This window comes from Marinomonas sp. BSi20584, assembly GCF_002792415.1.
Lineage (GTDB): Bacteria > Pseudomonadota > Gammaproteobacteria > Pseudomonadales > Marinomonadaceae > Marinomonas > Marinomonas polaris.
Window position 1 is genome coordinate 1 of the sequence record NZ_KZ454875.1, and the last position, 16,260, is coordinate 16,260.

The following is a 16,260-nucleotide window of genomic DNA, read 5'->3' on the forward strand; positions in this document are numbered from 1 at the left end:
TCGCCTTACTATTAAATGAGCTTGCGCCTGTTTCGTACCTTAACGCGTCGACTCGAATAACAATGTGAATAGAATCTTGCATGAGGCTTCGGTCTTATAAGGACGCGCTACTTGGATTATTTCCGTAAAGTGTTAATCGAAGCATCGGACAATAAAAAAGGTCGCTAGGCGACCTTCTTGTTATTAACTTGTGATGTTATGCACTCAAAGCAAAATGAATTTTAACTTGAGTGTTAATAACTTAGGCACTTATCCACTTCGTTCGCAGCACCCAGTATGACGGCAACGCGTTGGTGAATAGCTTCTGGTTGAATGTCCAGAATGCGTTGAGTGTGCGTATGAGCTTTGCCACCGGCTTGTTCTAACAACATTGCCATCGGGTTGGCTTCATACATTAGACGTAGTTTGCCAGCTTTAGATGGGTCTTTGTTATCCCAAGGATAGATGAAGATACCACCGCGACAAAGTATACGGTGTACGTCACCCACCATAGCTGCTACCCAGCGCATGTTAAAGTTCTTTTCACGTGTCCCTTCTTTTCCTTTTACTAAATCATTCACATAATTTTGCATGTTAGCAGACCAGAAACGCTGATTAGACATGTTAATAGCGAACTCTTGAGTGTCCTTTGCCACTTGAACGTTTTCGTGCGTTAGTGTGAATACGTGCTTAGTAGGATCGTAGGTAAACATATTAACGCCATCGCCAGTGGTAAGAACCAACATGGTTGATGGGCCATAAAGAACATAACCTGCAGCAACTTGTTCTTTACCAGGAATCAAAAAGTCAGCTTCAGTTGCTGGTTTGTCACCTGTTTGACGATAGATTGAAAATATAGTACCAACCATAGCGTTGATATCGATGTTAGAAGAGCCGTCTAATGGATCAAAGGCAATGAGGTATTCGCCATCAGTGTTGGCTGGCACTATGTAATCTTCTTCTTCCGAAGCAATCGCTCTAACTGATGGGCAAGCAGATAGTGCTTCTTTTAGCATATCGTTAGAAATGACATCCAGTTTTTTCTGTTCTTCGCCTTGAACATTTTCATTGCCAGCCATGCCTAGAATACCTGCAAGCGAGCCTTGTTTTAGCGCATCAGAAATTGCGATGCAGGTATCAGTAGTGACCGCTAACACATCTTGTAATGTTTTCGGTGTCGCGCTGGATGCTAAAACATCAGGTAGATTTTGCATGATCTGGCATTTCCTTGTTATTTGAAGTTGCTTAAATTATGCCACTCTAGGCATTGAGTGTCAGCCAAGGTGGGAATATGAAGGCAAAATAAATAGGGAAAGCCAACGTTTTCAGATAATCTACGCAAAATGTTAAGAGGAATGAATATGTCTGTGTTTGTTGTACACAATTTAGAGCTTGATGGTCAAGGCGGCGCTACGTCGTTACCTGTTTCGGAGTTACCAAAAATCTTGCCCGATCAAGGTTGTCGCTGGGTGCATTTGGATGCTCTCCAAGAAGATGGCTATGATTGGTTATCTAGTTTAGAAGGTATACCTGAGACGGCTGTAGAAGCTTTATTTGCGGAAGAAACTCGCCCTCGTACGGTAAAAATGGGTAAGGGTTTATTACTAACTCTGCGTGGGGTGAATTTAAACCCAGAGTCTAATCCTTCTGACATGGTGTCTTTACGTCTTTGGGTAACGCCTCATTTTATTGTTTCTAGTCGTCGTCGTAAGTTGTTGTCTGTACAAGATGTCGTAAAGGATCTGGCTAATAACGAGGGTCCAACAAATACAGGGGATATTGTTGCAACGCTGACAGAAACCCTGACTGGTCGCATGGCGAAAATCATTACTGGCTTAGAAGATGAGCTAGCGGATTTAGAAGAAAGTATTGGTGAAGGCATAGAAGCTGGCCAGCGAGATTCACTTGTTCAGCGCCGTCTTGAAACCATTCGCCTAAGACGCTTCTTGGTTCCACAAAAAGAAGCCATTAATAAATTGTCGCAAGAATCTGTTACGTGGATGACACCGGAGCAAACAGCACAAGTACAAGAAGCTGCCAACGATATCACTCGTTATGTCGAAGGCTTGGAGTCGTTGCGCGAGCGTTGCTTGTTGATGCAAGAAGAGTTTGCAAATTTACAAGCTGAAAAAATGAATGCTCGAATGTATGTACTTTCGATTCTGTCAGGTATTTTTATGCCGTTGGGCTTCTTAACTGGCTTGTTTGGTATCAACATTGGCGGTATGCCTGGCACTGATAGCAGTGCTGCTTTTTGGTTGTTTTGCGTAGTTTTGGTGGTGTTAGGCGGTGGGCAATTTGTGTTAATGAGAAAAAGCCGCTGGTTTTAATTTAGCGGCTTTTTTATATCTTATGACTTAAAACACTGAAGATTATTTTTTCAGTGTTTTAACGCCATCTTTCGTGGCTAATAGCAAAATGTCCGCAGAGCGTTTTGCGAACAATCCATTCGTCACTACACCAACAATACCGTCGATGCTTTTTTCTAGCGCGATTGGATCAAGAATTTCTAAATTGTAGACATCAAGGATATGGTTGCCGTTGTCAGTAACAACGCCTTCACGATAAACCGGATCTCCGCCTAATTTTACCAATTCACGCGCTACATGGCCGCGTGCCATTGGAATGATTTCAACTGGTAGTGGGAAATCACCTAAAACTTTAACAAGTTTAGACTCATCCGCGATGCAGACGAATTCATCACTGCATGCTGCAACGATTTTCTCGCGAGTTAGTGCCGCGCCACCGCCTTTAATCAAATGCAGATTGTCATTCGATTCATCAGCACCATCGACATACACGCGAATGCTGTCAACGCTGTTCAAATCATAGACAGGAATACCATGTTTTTTTAGACGTTCTGCAGAAGCTTCAGAGCTTGCTACTGTACCGTCAAATAAGCCTTTGTGCTTGGCTAATTCATCAATGAATAGATTTGCTGTCGAGCCTGTGCCAACACCGACAATAGTATCGGCTTCTAACATAGGAAGAATGTAAGCCACCGCGGCTTCTGCAACGGCTTGTTTTAATTCGTCTTGAGTCATGGTGATGTTCACCTTCTATTATAATTTTACTAGGGGGCGGTATTATTCGGCTTATTTTTTATGATAAGCCACCTCTGATGGTGGCGATATTATAGGCGCTTCAAGATGTGATTGTTACCCCGTCTGATCAAGCTATTTATCGATTTTATGCCTTTTTGATGTGGATTTAGACGTGATCTGTCTTTGCGCCAAGAGAGGTGAAAGAGTATATTTCCTACTCGGTTTTTTTTGACTAGCAGTCAGCGTAGATGTCGTTAAGAACATCGTGTTGTCGATTTATATTCGTTTAGGAAACACTATGCCTCATACCATGATTAAAAAGATTCTACAGGCGCGCGTTTATGACGTTGCCGTAGAAACACCACTGTCTCGTGCCAATCAATTGTCGAATCGATTGGGCAACGAGATTATTTTGAAGCGAGAAGATTTGCAGCCAGTTTTCTCTTTCAAAATTCGTGGGGCATACAACAAGATTTGTCAGTTAACACCAGAAGAACGCGCTCGTGGCGTTATTGCAGCATCGGCAGGTAATCATGCGCAAGGCTTGGCTTTGGCTGCGAAAAAGCTTGGCATTCAAGCGACTATTGTGATGCCAGCGACCACGCCAGAAGTGAAAGTTAGCGCTGTACGTAATCACGGTGCAGAAGTGATCTTGTTTGGTGATGCTTTTGATGAAGCTTCCGCAAAATCTCGTGAAATCATGGAGAAAACGGGTCAAGTTTACGTTCATCCATTCGATGATTTGGATACTATTGCGGGTCAAGGTACGATCGGCATGGAAATCCTGCATCAGCACGAAGGTAACATCGACGCGATTTTCATTCCTGTTGGTGGTGGCGGTCTAATCGCTGGTGTATCGGCTTATATCAAGTACCTTCGTCCAGATATTAAAATCATCGGTGTAGAACCAGAAGATGCCGCTTGTCTAAAAATTGCCTTAGAGAAAGGCAAACCAACTCGCTTAGCGACAGTGGGTATTTTTGCCGAAGGCGTTGCCGTGGCTGAAATCGGACAAAACACCTTTGCGATTGCCAAAGACACGGTCGACGAAGTGATCACTGTTACCACCGATGAAATGTGTGCGGCGATCAAAGACATTTACGATGATACACGTGCGATTACTGAACCTGCTGGTGCGTGCGCCTTGGCTGGCTTGAAAAAATACATCGAGCGTGAAGATGCAAAAGGTCAAACACTTATCGCCATCAACAGTGGTGCGAACGTGAATTTTGATCGCTTGCGTCATGTATCTGAGCGCGCTGAATTGGGTGAAAAGCGTGAAGCTATCATTGCGGTAAAAATTCCTGAGCATCCAGGCAGCTTTAAGGATTTTTGCCAAGCTTTGGTTGGCCGTAATATCACTGAGTTTAACTACCGTTATGGTGATGATCAACAAGCGGTTATCTTTGTTGGTGTTGCACTAGGTGGTAGCCCGCATAGCCGTAAAGAGCTACTGGAAGATTTAAAAGAATATGAAATCGTTGATTTAACCGATGATGAAACCGCTAAGGTTCATGTTCGTCATATGATTGGTGGGCATTTGCGCAGCGACAAGGGTGAATTGTTGTACAGCTTTGAATTTCCTGAGCGTCCGGGTGCCTTATTGAAATTTTTGAACACTCTTGGCGGACAGTGGAATATTTCTATGTTCCATTATCGCAATCACGGTGATGCTTACGGTCGAGTCTTGGTGGGTTTACAAGCTGTTGGAGAAGAAACAGACGTAACTCAATTCTTAGATGAGCTAGGTTATCCATATCAAGACGAAAATAACAACGAAGCTTGCAAGCTGTTCTTTCGCTAAAAGCGCGAAAATCGTTTATCATTAGTGCAACTATTTTTTGAATTCAGCCCTCTGATTGGTCACAGTCAGAGGGCTGTGTGATTCTAATGTGTCGCCATTATTAGCGGCATATTTACTGTTTAAAGGTCTCCCTTGTGAATATTCAAACTCTTCTAAATCAACGCATTCAAGCGGCTATGGTTGCGGCTGGCGCGTCTGATACTGCGCAAGCGTTAGTTCGTCAATCAGCAAAAGTTCAATTTGGTGATTACCAAGCCAACGGTATTATGGGCGCGGCAAAAGCGCTAAAAATGAATCCTCGTGATTTTGCCCAAGCCACACTAGAGAAATTGGATCTGTCTGATCTTGCCGATAAGGTGGAGATCGCCGGACCAGGTTTTATTAATATTTTCTTGAAGAATGTTTGGTTGAGCAAAGAGTTGGTGCAATTGCGTACCAGCGAGCGTCTTGATGTAAACCATGTTGAGGCTCCAGAAACCGTTGTTGTCGATTACTCTGCGCCAAACCTTGCCAAAGAAATGCACGTTGGTCATTTGCGTTCTACCGTTATCGGTGACGCTGTTGTTCGCACACTTGAGTTCTTTGGTCATCACGTTGTTCGTCAAAACCACGTAGGCGATTGGGGTACGCAATTCGGTATGCTGTTGGCTTACATGGAACGCTTACGTGCGGATAACACCAAAATCAGCATGGCGCTTTCCGATCTTGAAACCTTCTATCGTGCAGCGAAAACCTGCTTTGACGAGGATGAAGCTTTCGCTGCTCGTGCTCGTGAATTGGTTGTGGCGCTGCAGTCTGGTGATGAAGAATGTTTGGCGCTTTGGGATGAGTTTATCAATATCTCTATGACTCACTGTGAAGAAACCTACAAGATGTTAGGTGTTTCTTTAGAGCGTCAGCACGTGATGCCAGAAAGTGCTTATAACGATGACTTACAGAACGTTATCAATGAGCTAAAAGATCAAGGTTTGCTGCAAGAGTCCAATGGCGCACAATGTGTTTTCATGGAAGAGTTCGCCAATAAAGAAGGCGAGATCACACCTATTATCGTCCAAAAAACCGGTGGTGGCTTCTTGTATGCTACAACGGATTTAGCGGCGGTGCGTTTCCGTCAACATACTTTGAATGCCAACCGTGTGTTGTATTTTGTGGATGCACGCCAGTCTTTGCATTTCCAACAAATTTTCACCTTGTCTCGCAAAGCGGGCTTTGTGAAACCAGAAACACAACTGGAACACATGCCGTTTGGTACAGTAATGGGCAGTGATGGTAAGCCATTCAAAACTCGTTCTGGTGGTGTTGCGAAATTGTCGTCTTTATTGGAAGAAGCCCAAGAGCGTGCTTATAAATTGGTGGCGTCGAAGAATCCAGAAATGGGCGAAGAAGAGTTGCGTAACATTGGTCGTGTGGTCGGTATTGCTTCGGTGAAATACGCTGATTTATCAAAAAATCGTACCAGTGATTACGTTTTCAACTGGGATACCATGTTGAGCTTCGAAGGCAACACAGCACCTTACTTGTTGTACGCATATTCTCGCGTAGCGAGCATCGTTAAACGCTCTGAAATTGATGTAGCTAGCTTGACCGGCGATATTTCTGTTGAAGAACCACAAGAGCGCGCTTTGGCAGTTAAGTTGTGTCAGTTTGAAGAAGCAATTCAACAGGTTGCTAACGATGGTATGCCGCATTTCTTGTGTGCTTACTTGTACGACTTAGCGGGAACCTTTATGACTTTCTACGAGGCTTGTCCTATTCTTAATGCTGAAGACGAAGTAAAACATAGTCGTTTACAATTGGCTTTGAATACTGCTTCAACCCTAAAACTTGGCTTGTCTTTGCTAGGGATTGAAACCTTAGAGCGTATGTAATTTCTCTAAGTTTCTAATGAATAAAATAAAAGGCGCTTTTCTAAAGAATAGCGCCTTTTATGTCTTAAGTGTCCCGTCCTGAAATAGGATTAACAAAGAGGAATAATCAGCAGATGAAGATTTATATTGCCTACACAGGTGGCACGATTGGGATGGTGCCTTCGGATCAAGGCTTGATACCCGATGCGGCCTTTGCTGATCATCTTACCCAACATTTAAACGAATCCGATGAACTTGCCCACGATTTTGTGATTGCAAGTTATCCAACCTTAATCGATTCCTCCAATGCGACGCCAAAAGACTGGCAAACCATCGCCCGTGATATTGAAAGCAAATGGCATGACTTCGATGCGTTTATTGTTTTGCATGGCACAGACACCATGGCTTATACCTCGGCGGCGTTGTCTTTTATGTTTGCTCACAGCGACAAACCTATTATCGTGACTGGCTCGCAAGTGCCCATGTATAAGGTGCGTACCGATGCGATGATAAATGTCATGGGCGCCATCTCCGCTTGCGAAGAACTTAACTGTGAGAAGAATAGCAGTGGCGTGTTTTTATTCTTCGCAGGGCGATTGATAGAAGGCGATCGAGCTCATAAAGCTCACACCAGTGATTGGCAAGCTTTCAGCTCGCCCAACTGCCCAGAGCGAGGCGTATTAGGTATTGATTGGCGCTGGCGCTCTACGGATGTTGTGAAGCAACCAATGACTATTCAAATCCCAGAGATGGATGAAGGCGCGGTTACTATTCTGCCTGTTTTCCCAGGTTTGCAGGTCGCTCACTGGCAAGGCTTGTTGAGTGAAAATGTAAAAGGTGCTGTGTTATTAAGCTATGGTGCTGGTAATGCTCCCGATAAAGATCCTGATCTTTTAGCGCTATTAAAAGCTGCGACAGATTGTGGAGTTGTTATTGTTAATGTCAGCCAATGTGGTGCTGGAAGCGTCGCCGCGGGCGCTTATGCTGCAGGTTCTGCATTGGTAAAATCGGGCGTGATTTCTGGTAAAGATATGACGTACGAAGCCGCGTTTGTGAAATTGAGCTTCTTGATCGGTTTAGGCCTTTCGAGCGAAGAAATTAGAGCCGGCTTCTTAGAGAACGAGTTTTGAAATTATTTGGGTAACGCTTAGCGAATGCCTATTGCTAAAAAAAGAAAGGGAATTTGAATGGCATTTTTATATGTACTTTTAGTGGTTATTTGGTCGACAGGCTTTATCACAGGAAAATTCATTGTCGGTCTGATTGATCCTAACGTATTCCTGAGTATCCGCTTTGTTTTAGCTGGATTACTATTTCTTGCCATTGCCTTGTGGCAGCGTCGACGCTTTCCCTCATTGAAAGAGTTACCTAAACACATTGTTGCCGGCATGCTGATGAATGGTTTCTACCTTGGCTTTGCCTATGTGGCCATCGCCAAAGGCTTGCCTGCTGGCATGATGGCGTTGATTGGCGCGTTACAACCAGCTTTAGTTACCTTGCTAGCCTTCTTGTTGATCAAAGAAAAAACGTCCCTTAAAGGAATCATCGGGATGCTGGTTGGTATGGTGGGTTTGCTGCTGGTAGTGAGTCCTGCATTGGAATTAGATATGAGCCATGGCGGCGTATCCTTGCTGACGTTTACCTTGGCTTGCGCAGCGATATTTGCTTTGTCTCTTGGTGTCACGTACCAGAAAATGTCGATTTCATCGTCTGATATTTTTAGTTCTATGGCAGTGCAAAACCTAGCTGCGAGTGTCGTATCTATTGGCTTTATGCTACTGCTGGGTGAAACCTTGTTCGAAGTACAGCTGGAATCTTTCTTGCTCATTATCTGGGGCGTACTTATTTTATCTGGTGGCGGTGTTTTCTTAATGGTGTGGTTATTAAGAAAAGTCAGAGCGTCACAGGTTTCGACTATGTTGCTATTAGCGCCACCTTTGGCGGCAGTAGAAAGTTATTTCTTATTCAGTGAATCCATGACAACCATTCAAATCATCGGTTTTGTGATTACGATTGTCGGTGTGTATTTTAGCCGAACTAAGGCCGGATAATTAACTCAAATAAAAGGTTTTTTAATTTAATTTTTAGTTTTGTTATATGCATATTATAAAAATAATAGTGGATATTAACTGTTAGACCTATAAATATAATCATTAAAAATGATTATATTGCTGGTTTTTTTTTGATCATTTTGCTTTGAGCGATGATCCTATAAGGGATTTTTATAAAATTATTGTCAGACATATATGTTAAAAATTAAAGGGCTGTATTTTTATTATTAATAAATAGACTTTAAAAATGCATAATATGTCAAGAAAACAGTCTTTTTCTCTTGCTTTGTAAATATTTATTGGTGTTTAATACGCTTTCTTTACAAAAGCCTTTGGAATTAAGTTAATCACATGGATAATGTGTCCTCAGAAAAACCACGTTTCATTAAGCGTGTTCAAAGTTCAATCTTCACAATCGCTGCTGTTATGCTTTCTATTGGTCAGTGGTCTGATACTAAGCAAATGTCTATTGAAGCTTATGAAGGTTTTATTGCTCAATTTACAGATAAAATTGAATTAGAACGCCTTAGTAAGGTGAAAGTCGGTGGAAATCTTAATTTTATCGAGCAGACATTCGGTATTGCTACTGTAATAAAATCATCACAGACAATAAAGAATTTAGAGTATCGATATTACCCTGATTCAAAATATATTTTAGCAATTGCTGCTCAAAATAATTCTATTAAAGGTTATCAAGTTATTAGCTTGGATAACTCTTTTTATCCTGTACTACCCTTTTCGGAAAAGAAATTAGGCGGTTTTGTCTATTCAGAATACTCCCCTTACTTTGATGAAATTCGTTCTGATGACGTCAATTTAACTTATTACCTCGAAAGTCATTCATTAGGACGCGCTGGGTTGTTTTTTAACCAATTTATCACCTATGTGGGCTACGGTGCGTCGTATAGTGAATCTGTGGCGAGCGGAAACGAAATCTCATTATTGAATGAAAGTATGCTTCAAAAAGGACAGGATCAATCTTCTGAAATAATCAATAAGTTGCGAGCAATGATTAAGCCAAATGTCTTTTCGATAGGTGATATTGATGCATCTACTGCAGCAGATATGCTAGTCACTCGATACGAATACGCTGCTTATTTCAAGGGCGAGTAATGAAAAATAGACTGATTCTTGTTTTTTTAACTTTGCTTTTATCCGCTTGTCAAAGTATACCGGGGCTTGAGCCTAGCATGCCTGATTGGTGGGTATCACCGCCAGAAGATAGCGCTAAGTGGCTGTATGGCTTGGGAGAAGGACCAAATCTTAATGCCGCAAATCAGCAAGCATTATCTAATATAGCCGGAAAGCTTCAGACTAAAATTAGCTCCTCTCTTTCTCGGCGTACTCAAGAAACGACAGTTTCATCATCTGATTATATTGATCGCCAGTTATCCTCTGAAATTGAAAAGGTTTCTTTAAGCCATTTTGAAACTCTTAAAACAGAGACCTTATCTCATCGGGTAATGACTTTGGTAAGAGTGGATAAAGAAGCTTTGGCCAATGATTGGTCTCGTCAGTTACAAGTTATAGAAAATGACTTAGAGAAAATATTATCTGATAAACAAAGCGGTCGTTTTACATGGTGGATGGGAGCTCGCTCTTTTACCTTTCGTGCTGCAGAAGGCGATAGGTTAGCGTCTTTAATATCTGGTTTAACTGGTGTAGACCAAGGTGCGCAATTTTCTCAGCAACTTAGTAATGCGATCTCTAAAAATAAGCCATCTGTGATTATAAAAGGTGACCAGACAGTTATTAATCGAGCCATAACAGCAGAGCTTTTATCCCAAGAATTAAGAGTCGGTGGCTGCAAAAAATGTGATCTTGTCATTAATTATGACACCAAGTTTAGTTCAAAAGTATTATTCGGCGAGAGCATAGTCAAAATGGACTTCTCTGGCACTTTAACAGATAACTCCGGTGATATTTCTTCTGATCACTGGAGCATAAGTGCATCTTCTGTGTCCGGCTTGGATGTCGGAAAAAAAGCCACTCTTTCAATGGCAGTACAGAAAATAAAGGGTGAAGGTCTTTGGAAGATCTTCGGTATGGAAACTAAATAAATAGAGTCTTAGTCATGTTCAAAAAAAATATCTTATTAGCCGCTGCACTTGTTAGCACAACTCTGCTTACTGGCTGTATTGGAGGTAATTTAAAGCCAAAAGATACTACGCCAGTTCCTGCAGAGCACGCAATAATGGCTCCCACACCGGAAGAGCTAAAAGCTCAAATGAGCGGCCATGGCTATAAAATCATTCTCTCTCCTGTGGAGTATGCTAGCAGCTACGATAAAGTATTCGCTAACGAAGTTTATGATGATATATCTCAGCGCCTTTTAAAGTCGGGTAATACCGTAGTAGATCGCACATTAGCCGCTAAATTGAAAGATGAGTTGCTAGCTGCTGAAACATCTGGGAAATTCCGTACTTCTGGTCCAGCAGTTGCTGATATTGTGATCATGACAAAGATTGCGAGTGTTAAATACGGTTCGAAGTTCAGTGAAGCGAGCTATTGGACTGATAAAAAAGGCAAAAATCATAAAACTGATGCATCGTGCTCTTTCTCTAGCAAAGCGCAACTGTATGTCCGCGCGTATAAAATTCCATCAATGGAGCTAATTAATACGTACGAATATGAAGGTTCATCTAGTTTTTCTACTGATACCAATCGATCTAATTGTCCAATTACTGAAGCTTCAGCAAATGGATTAATGGCTAACGCATTGAGTGATGCTGTTAAATCTGGTTCTGGTGAGACATTGAATGACTTAGCTCCAGAAGCTTATGTTGTTGAACGTAGAGACAATACAGATGCTTCAAAATCTCTTTTCCGTGTCACGATTGCTAAAAAGTCTGGAGCAATGAAAGGCGCTGCAGTTAAATTTTACCGTAAGAAAAGCCACATAACCCCAATTACCAATGAAGTGCGTATTGAAAAATCTTTGTTAGGTGAAGGTGAAATCATTGCTGAAGGTATCGATGCTCAAGGTGCTTATGTATACGTCGATGATAAAGAGTTGATTAATGAGTTGAAAATCGGAGACATCGCGAAACTTGATCATGGTAAATGTGACGTTGGCGAATATGAAGTTTTTGGCTCATGCGTAAAAGTGCCGAGCTTTTAAGATAGGGATACAATGATGAATTTACTAACAGTAAGTGTTTTGACTTTTTCTATTGTTGCTCTAGTTGGGTGTTCTTCTATCCAATCTACAAAGCTTAGTTATGAGGAATGTAAATATCCTGATAGCCCTAGTAATACAGCACCGAGTTGGGTTTGTAATCAACCAGTAGATGAACTTGAAGTTCAAGCTGTTGGCTACTCTAGAAAGTTATCTTCTGGACCTGGAATGATGACTGATGTTGCGACGACAGAAGCTCGCTCTCGTTTAGCGGGATATTTTTCTTCAGAAGTAAACACTCGTTTATCTAGGCTTACAACTGATAGTCAGACAGAAGAAGGTAATACAAACGCTGATATTTCTGAACGAATTCAGAAAACATTAGCAACAATGACGTTAACTAAGTCTCGTATTTATCGCACTCAAACAAGTCCAGAAGGCAATATGTATGTATTGGTTGGGCTGAATAAAGCAGCCTATGGTGAAAACATAGATGCCCTAGTTAATACCGCGTTAAATGACGATTCTCCTGAGTTATATCGCCAGTTTTTAAAGGATGAGAGTGATAAAACACTTGAACAAATCCGTAAAGAATTGAGCGGTAAGTAAAATATAAGGGGCTATTCGTAGCCCCTTTTTTTGGTGCCTAACATGAAAAAATTTTCTAAATTAGTATTATTTTGTCTGTGCTTTAGTTCCTTTGCTGCTGGAGCTAGTAGCTATGAAGAGTGGAAAGCAAGCCGTCAGGCAAGTTATAAAGACTTTAAAGAGCAATACCAAGCCCGTTACATGGCGTTTAAAAATAAGGTAACAGGTAAGTGGGGAGATAAAACAGAACTCTCCGGACAGCACCAGTATGTTGTTTACAGTGATGATCTTGAGCAGCGAACTGTCTTGGATTACGAAAACAATGAAATCATTGTTGAGTCACTTGGTGATGAGTCTCCAAATGTTGAGAAAGCATTACTAGCGCTACAAAATACCTCGGTTAATCAAGCGTTAGCAAATGACCCAGTTTTGTCTCAAGTAAAAATTACTCAAGCATCCAGCTCTTTGCTAGACAGCATAAGTGATAATAGTTCACTTGATAGTCTTACGAAAAATGAAACCAAAGAAACAGATGTCGCTATTATTTCTCCTATATCCAATCCAATAGAAAAGAGCAAGACTAAGTCAGAATTTCAAGAAAGTGCCACAAGCAAACGTATAAATCGAGTGCGCATTGGTTTGCCTGAGAATGTTTTTTTTAAACGGGCATCACCATATATTCCCTCTGCAGTTACGATGAGTGAAAAATACGATGTAGATAAAAACCTTATTCTGGCTATTGCACAGACAGAATCTAGTTTTAATCCACTTGCTCAGTCTCCTATCCCTGCATTTGGTTTAATGCAAATAGTACCGAGTTCTGCGGGGCTTGATGTGAACCAAGCGCTTAATAATAAAGACCTTAGTCCAGAAGCTTCCTTGCTATTTCAACCTAAGGACAATATAGGCTTTGGGGCGGGTTATCTTCATTTACTTGATACTCGATATCTTAAAGATATTAAAGATGAGAAAAGTCGATTGTATTGTATTATCGCGGCTTACAATACAGGAGCAGGAAACGTTGCGAGTGTGTTTCATCCACAGCGTCGTAAGGTAATGAATCCTGCCATCGATGTAATTAATACTTTGTCATCAGATGAGGTTTACCAACGTCTAGTAATCGATTTACCTTACAACGAAACTAGGGTATATCTGAAAAAGGTAACAAAAGCATTAGCGCAGTATCAGGTTGCGGATCAAAGCTAACGTTTAATGATTTGCTCGTTAACGTTATGAAGTTGACGAGCAAATCATGTTTTATTTGATAATTATTTTAACTAATCTTCAGCACGATCAATCAAGGTGCCGAAGCGTTCCATTTCATCGACGAAGTTGTCTAGTTCTTTGCCCCAAGACCATTGAGCGCGAAGTCGGCGAGCCAAGGCGGCTGCAGATAAGTCGCCAATGTGATCTGCGAGCAATCCTTCCCAATCAAACTCAAAGTTTCTTATGACTTTATTCTTTGTCATTAAGGTTTGAGCATTGCCCTGAAAGAGCAAGCTGCAACTAAAGAAATTATCGCCTTTTAACCATTTTCAATACGCGTTGCTTGATTCTTGTACAAGCGTGCCTAACGTCAGCTCTATCAGATCTATACGGCCACCTTAAATGGTAATGGGTTCTATTATCATTTTATTTATGTAAGACTATCGCAATTGATAGGATGTCATTAGTAAATAGTATTTATGGATAAAACAAATAATCAATCAACCCCTTCTCTATTCAGGCAAGAAGTACTGAATGAAAAGCATCGCTCTCATATGGGGCAAGTGCTTATTCATCAGCCTGCCAACTACATCTGGATCGCATTCGTCGCTCTATTGCTAGTGATTCTAGTCATAGCGTTTACGTTATTTGGTACTCACACTCAGAAAGCGAGTGCTCCCGGTATTTTAGTCCCGAATTATGGAGTGCTTAGAGTCCTTGCACCAATACAGGGGCAGGTATTAGCTGTGAAGGTTCAAGAAAATCAGCAGGTTAAGGTTGGCGACCCCTTATTTACAGTATCTGATGAACGCTTTTCTAGTGTTGGTGAATTACAAAACCTTTTAGCGGAAACGTTGGCACTACGAGAGTCTTTAATACAACAAGACAAAGAGCAGGCCAAAGCCAGGTTTGCTCGCCAGAAAAAAATACTCGCTCTTCGGCTTTCTTCGATGAGATTGGAAAAATCGCAGTTTGAAGCTGAGATTGATTTACTAGAGCGAAGGGTGATGTTAGCTGAAAAGAGTTTCAGCCGTTTACGAGTATTACATGATCAAGGGCATGTTGCGGATTTCGAACTACAAAATGCAGAGGCGGAGCTGCTGGTATTAGCTAGCCAGAAACAAACCCTTATACGAAATCAAGGCAAGCTAGAAAATGATCGCTTGGTTCTAATGGCTGAACTGCAAGATCAAGAAGAGCAATATCAACGTCAGATTACCGATGCTGATCAAAGGCTAGCTTTATTGCAGCAGGACATTGCTGAAAACGATGTGCGATCAAAGCAAATTATACCAGCACCTTTTAGTGGAAGCATTACCGGCTTAAATATCCAAGTTGGTCAGCAAGTCGCGATTAATACGTTAATGACAAGTTTGGTACCTCAAAACAGCCAGCTGCAAGCCCATTTATATATCACTCCTAGCCAAGTCGGATTTATTGAACTTAATCAAAATGTTTCGCTGCGTTATGCGGCGTACCCATATCAGAAATTTGGAATAGCACAAGGCCGTATTATGAATATTGCCAGTAGTCCATATTCACTCCAAGAGCTGCCCACTCACATTGCTAGCATTCTACAGAATAATGGAATTTCTCAGGATCAAGGGCAGAACTTTTATAAAGTAACTGTGGCGATAAACTCCCAATACATAAAAATTCATGGCAACTCTCAGTCATTACTCCCTGGGATGCAACTTGAAGCCGATATTAAACAGGACACACGAAGAATCTATGAATGGATACTCGATCCTATTTATTCAGTAGTAAGAAAAATTTGAATGTATCAGTGAGAAAGTAATGAATCTAACAAATAGGGAACAGGAAGTTCTACAGATTTTAGCTGAGGGAAAGAGTAATAAACAAATTGCCTCTGAGTTAAGTATCAGTCATTTCACAGTGAGAGATCATGTTTCCTCACTACTTCGAAAGAAGCAAGTTTCATCTAGACAGCAGCTGGTATCAGTTTATTACTGTGAATCTTTAAAATAATGATACTTTAGATCCCCTACATTTGTAGGATTATATGAATATGATTTTAGTGGTATTTTTTAAATATAGAATTAATGCTGTGTTTTATTTTGGTTTTGGTTTTGGTTTTGGTTTTGGTTTTGGTTTTATTTATGATTATGTTTAACTCTTTAATTGTTAAAATCTCGGGTTGGCTCACTGGGGTGGCTTTGGTTTTTTCTTTTTTGGATTATTATTCTATTTTTAGATCCTTCCATCTCATTTTTATTTTTGAGGTGGTTCTTTCAGTATCGTTTTCTTTATTTTTGATTTCCTTCTCTTTTATTATAGGAAGGGTGGCGTCTAATTTTGATGAAGGGATAAGCCGTTCTGGTAAAAAAATTCCTGCGTTTATTTTTATATTATTTTTATTGTTTTTGGGTATATGGGTTCTATGGGAGCACTTTTTATATGATGGGAGGAGGCTCTTAAGTTTTTTTGTAGGAGTTGAGCTTGTTGTTGTTAGTATTTTTATTTTTTATTTTTGGTTGTGTTCTTTTTTTAAAATAGGCGAAAAATGAGAACTTTAAGTATTAATGAACTTTCGTTAGTAAGCGGTGGAGATAGTGCGGCTAGCGCTAGTGTTGTTGGAGTTGCTGGAGCAGTGGGAGGAACT

16 protein-coding genes and 1 pseudogene are annotated in these 16,260 nt (G+C 41.0%); 14 read left to right on the forward strand and 3 right to left on the reverse strand.

Translation table 11 applies throughout. The features are described 5' to 3' along the window. Positions 1 to 233 precede the first annotated feature (233 nt). On the reverse strand, positions 234 to 1,193 hold the full coding sequence (locus tag TY87_RS07945) for a class 1 fructose-bisphosphatase (RefSeq protein ID WP_100186657.1): 960 nt from the start codon (positions 1,191 to 1,193) through the stop codon (positions 234 to 236). A gap of 147 nt (positions 1,194 to 1,340) precedes the next feature. Here TY87_RS07945 and TY87_RS07950 point away from each other — a divergent pair, with 147 nt between their 5' ends. After that, a complete protein-coding gene (locus TY87_RS07950) occupies positions 1,341 to 2,309 on the forward strand; it encodes a zinc transporter ZntB (RefSeq protein ID WP_157789877.1) in 969 nt (322 codons plus the stop codon). Positions 2,310 to 2,351: 42 nt separating this feature from the next. Here the strand turns inward: TY87_RS07950 and rpiA are convergent, their stop codons facing one another. Then, complete coding sequence (rpiA, locus tag TY87_RS07955; RefSeq protein ID WP_100186659.1) at positions 2,352 to 3,023, reverse strand: ribose-5-phosphate isomerase RpiA; 672 nt, start codon at positions 3,021 to 3,023, stop codon at positions 2,352 to 2,354. 298 nt (positions 3,024 to 3,321) lie between these two features. On the opposite strand from rpiA, the gene ilvA reads away from it, so the two are divergent. The 9 genes from ilvA (at position 3,322) to TY87_RS08000 (ending at position 13,637) form a co-directional block, all read left to right on the forward strand. After that, positions 3,322 to 4,827 (forward strand): threonine ammonia-lyase, biosynthetic, encoded by a 1,506-nt coding sequence (gene ilvA / locus TY87_RS07960; RefSeq protein WP_072842449.1) that lies wholly within the window; start codon positions 3,322 to 3,324, stop codon positions 4,825 to 4,827. A 134-nt stretch (positions 4,828 to 4,961) separates the two neighbouring features. Beyond that, positions 4,962 to 6,695 carry an arginine--tRNA ligase gene (argS, locus tag TY87_RS07965; protein WP_100186660.1) on the forward strand — a complete coding sequence of 578 codons (1,734 nt, stop codon included), beginning with the start codon at positions 4,962 to 4,964 and terminating at the stop codon, positions 6,693 to 6,695. A gap of 113 nt (positions 6,696 to 6,808) precedes the next feature. Next, positions 6,809 to 7,804, forward strand: a complete 996-nt coding sequence (locus TY87_RS07970) for an asparaginase (RefSeq protein WP_100186661.1) — start codon at positions 6,809 to 6,811, stop codon at positions 7,802 to 7,804. A gap of 57 nt (positions 7,805 to 7,861) precedes the next feature. Next, positions 7,862 to 8,725 carry a DMT family transporter gene (locus TY87_RS07975; RefSeq protein ID WP_100186662.1) on the forward strand — a complete coding sequence of 288 codons (864 nt, stop codon included), beginning with the start codon at positions 7,862 to 7,864 and terminating at the stop codon, positions 8,723 to 8,725. Between the two features lie 351 nt (positions 8,726 to 9,076). Further along, complete coding sequence (locus TY87_RS07980; protein ID WP_100186663.1) at positions 9,077 to 9,838, forward strand: ETEC_3214 domain-containing protein; 762 nt, start codon at positions 9,077 to 9,079, stop codon at positions 9,836 to 9,838. Further along, on the forward strand, positions 9,838 to 10,785 hold the full coding sequence (locus tag TY87_RS07985; RefSeq protein ID WP_100186664.1) for an LPP20 family lipoprotein: 948 nt from the start codon (positions 9,838 to 9,840) through the stop codon (positions 10,783 to 10,785). Before TY87_RS07980 ends, TY87_RS07985 begins: the two co-directional genes overlap by 1 nt. Positions 10,786 to 10,799: 14 nt before the next feature. Continuing rightward, positions 10,800 to 11,846 carry a hypothetical protein gene (locus TY87_RS07990; protein WP_100186665.1) on the forward strand — a complete coding sequence of 349 codons (1,047 nt, stop codon included), beginning with the start codon at positions 10,800 to 10,802 and terminating at the stop codon, positions 11,844 to 11,846. A gap of 15 nt (positions 11,847 to 11,861) precedes the next feature. Beyond that, entirely contained in the window at positions 11,862 to 12,452 is a 591-nt protein-coding gene (locus tag TY87_RS07995; protein WP_072842457.1) for an LPP20 family lipoprotein, read from the forward strand. Between the two features lie 42 nt (positions 12,453 to 12,494). Continuing rightward, positions 12,495 to 13,637 (forward strand): murein transglycosylase domain-containing protein, encoded by a 1,143-nt coding sequence (locus tag TY87_RS08000; protein WP_100186666.1) that lies wholly within the window; start codon positions 12,495 to 12,497, stop codon positions 13,635 to 13,637. Between the two features lie 71 nt (positions 13,638 to 13,708). Here the strand turns inward: TY87_RS08000 and TY87_RS22600 are convergent, their stop codons facing one another. Continuing rightward, positions 13,709 to 13,900 carry a hypothetical protein gene (locus tag TY87_RS22600; protein ID WP_198432057.1) on the reverse strand — a complete coding sequence of 64 codons (192 nt, stop codon included), beginning with the start codon at positions 13,898 to 13,900 and terminating at the stop codon, positions 13,709 to 13,711. Between the two features lie 216 nt (positions 13,901 to 14,116). Between TY87_RS22600 and TY87_RS08010 the strand changes: the two genes are divergently transcribed. The 4 genes and pseudogenes from TY87_RS08010 to TY87_RS22995 form a co-directional block, all read left to right on the forward strand. After that, positions 14,117 to 15,415 carry an HlyD family secretion protein gene (locus TY87_RS08010; RefSeq protein ID WP_100186667.1) on the forward strand — a complete coding sequence of 433 codons (1,299 nt, stop codon included), beginning with the start codon at positions 14,117 to 14,119 and terminating at the stop codon, positions 15,413 to 15,415. 19 nt (positions 15,416 to 15,434) lie between these two features. Continuing rightward, positions 15,435 to 15,626, forward strand: coding sequence for a response regulator transcription factor (locus tag TY87_RS22990; RefSeq protein WP_100186668.1), 192 nt, complete (start codon positions 15,435 to 15,437; stop codon positions 15,624 to 15,626). Between the two features lie 131 nt (positions 15,627 to 15,757). Next, entirely contained in the window at positions 15,758 to 16,165 is a 408-nt protein-coding gene (locus TY87_RS08020) for a hypothetical protein (RefSeq protein WP_100186669.1), read from the forward strand. Next, positions 16,162 to 16,257 (forward strand): annotated as a pseudogene (locus tag TY87_RS22995) (bacteriocin); the annotation flags it as partial. The gene TY87_RS08020 and the pseudogene TY87_RS22995, both read left to right, overlap by 4 nt. Between the last annotated feature and the right edge of the window lie 3 nt (positions 16,258 to 16,260).

What these genes read in the sequence shown, in the direction of transcription:
- TY87_RS07945 (WP_100186657.1), bottom strand. Translation starts at nt 1,193, where the DNA reads ATGCAAAATCTACCTGATGTTTTAGCATCCAGCGCGACACCGAAAACA.
- TY87_RS07950 (WP_157789877.1), top strand. Translation starts at nt 1,341, where the DNA reads ATGTCTGTGTTTGTTGTACACAATTTAGAGCTTGATGGTCAAGGCGGC.
- rpiA (WP_100186659.1), bottom strand. Translation starts at nt 3,023, where the DNA reads ATGACTCAAGACGAATTAAAACAAGCCGTTGCAGAAGCCGCGGTGGCT.
- ilvA (WP_072842449.1), top strand. Translation starts at nt 3,322, where the DNA reads ATGCCTCATACCATGATTAAAAAGATTCTACAGGCGCGCGTTTATGAC.
- TY87_RS07970 (WP_100186661.1), top strand. Translation starts at nt 6,809, where the DNA reads ATGAAGATTTATATTGCCTACACAGGTGGCACGATTGGGATGGTGCCT.
- TY87_RS07975 (WP_100186662.1), top strand. Translation starts at nt 7,862, where the DNA reads ATGGCATTTTTATATGTACTTTTAGTGGTTATTTGGTCGACAGGCTTT.
- TY87_RS07980 (WP_100186663.1), top strand. Translation starts at nt 9,077, where the DNA reads ATGGATAATGTGTCCTCAGAAAAACCACGTTTCATTAAGCGTGTTCAA.
- TY87_RS07985 (WP_100186664.1), top strand. Translation starts at nt 9,838, where the DNA reads ATGAAAAATAGACTGATTCTTGTTTTTTTAACTTTGCTTTTATCCGCT.
- TY87_RS07990 (WP_100186665.1), top strand. Translation starts at nt 10,800, where the DNA reads ATGTTCAAAAAAAATATCTTATTAGCCGCTGCACTTGTTAGCACAACT.
- TY87_RS07995 (WP_072842457.1), top strand. Translation starts at nt 11,862, where the DNA reads ATGAATTTACTAACAGTAAGTGTTTTGACTTTTTCTATTGTTGCTCTA.
- TY87_RS08000 (WP_100186666.1), top strand. Translation starts at nt 12,495, where the DNA reads ATGAAAAAATTTTCTAAATTAGTATTATTTTGTCTGTGCTTTAGTTCC.
- TY87_RS22600 (WP_198432057.1), bottom strand. Translation starts at nt 13,900, where the DNA reads ATGACAAAGAATAAAGTCATAAGAAACTTTGAGTTTGATTGGGAAGGA.
- TY87_RS08010 (WP_100186667.1), top strand. Translation starts at nt 14,117, where the DNA reads ATGGATAAAACAAATAATCAATCAACCCCTTCTCTATTCAGGCAAGAA.
- TY87_RS22990 (WP_100186668.1), top strand. Translation starts at nt 15,435, where the DNA reads ATGAATCTAACAAATAGGGAACAGGAAGTTCTACAGATTTTAGCTGAG.
- TY87_RS08020 (WP_100186669.1), top strand. Translation starts at nt 15,758, where the DNA reads ATGATTATGTTTAACTCTTTAATTGTTAAAATCTCGGGTTGGCTCACT.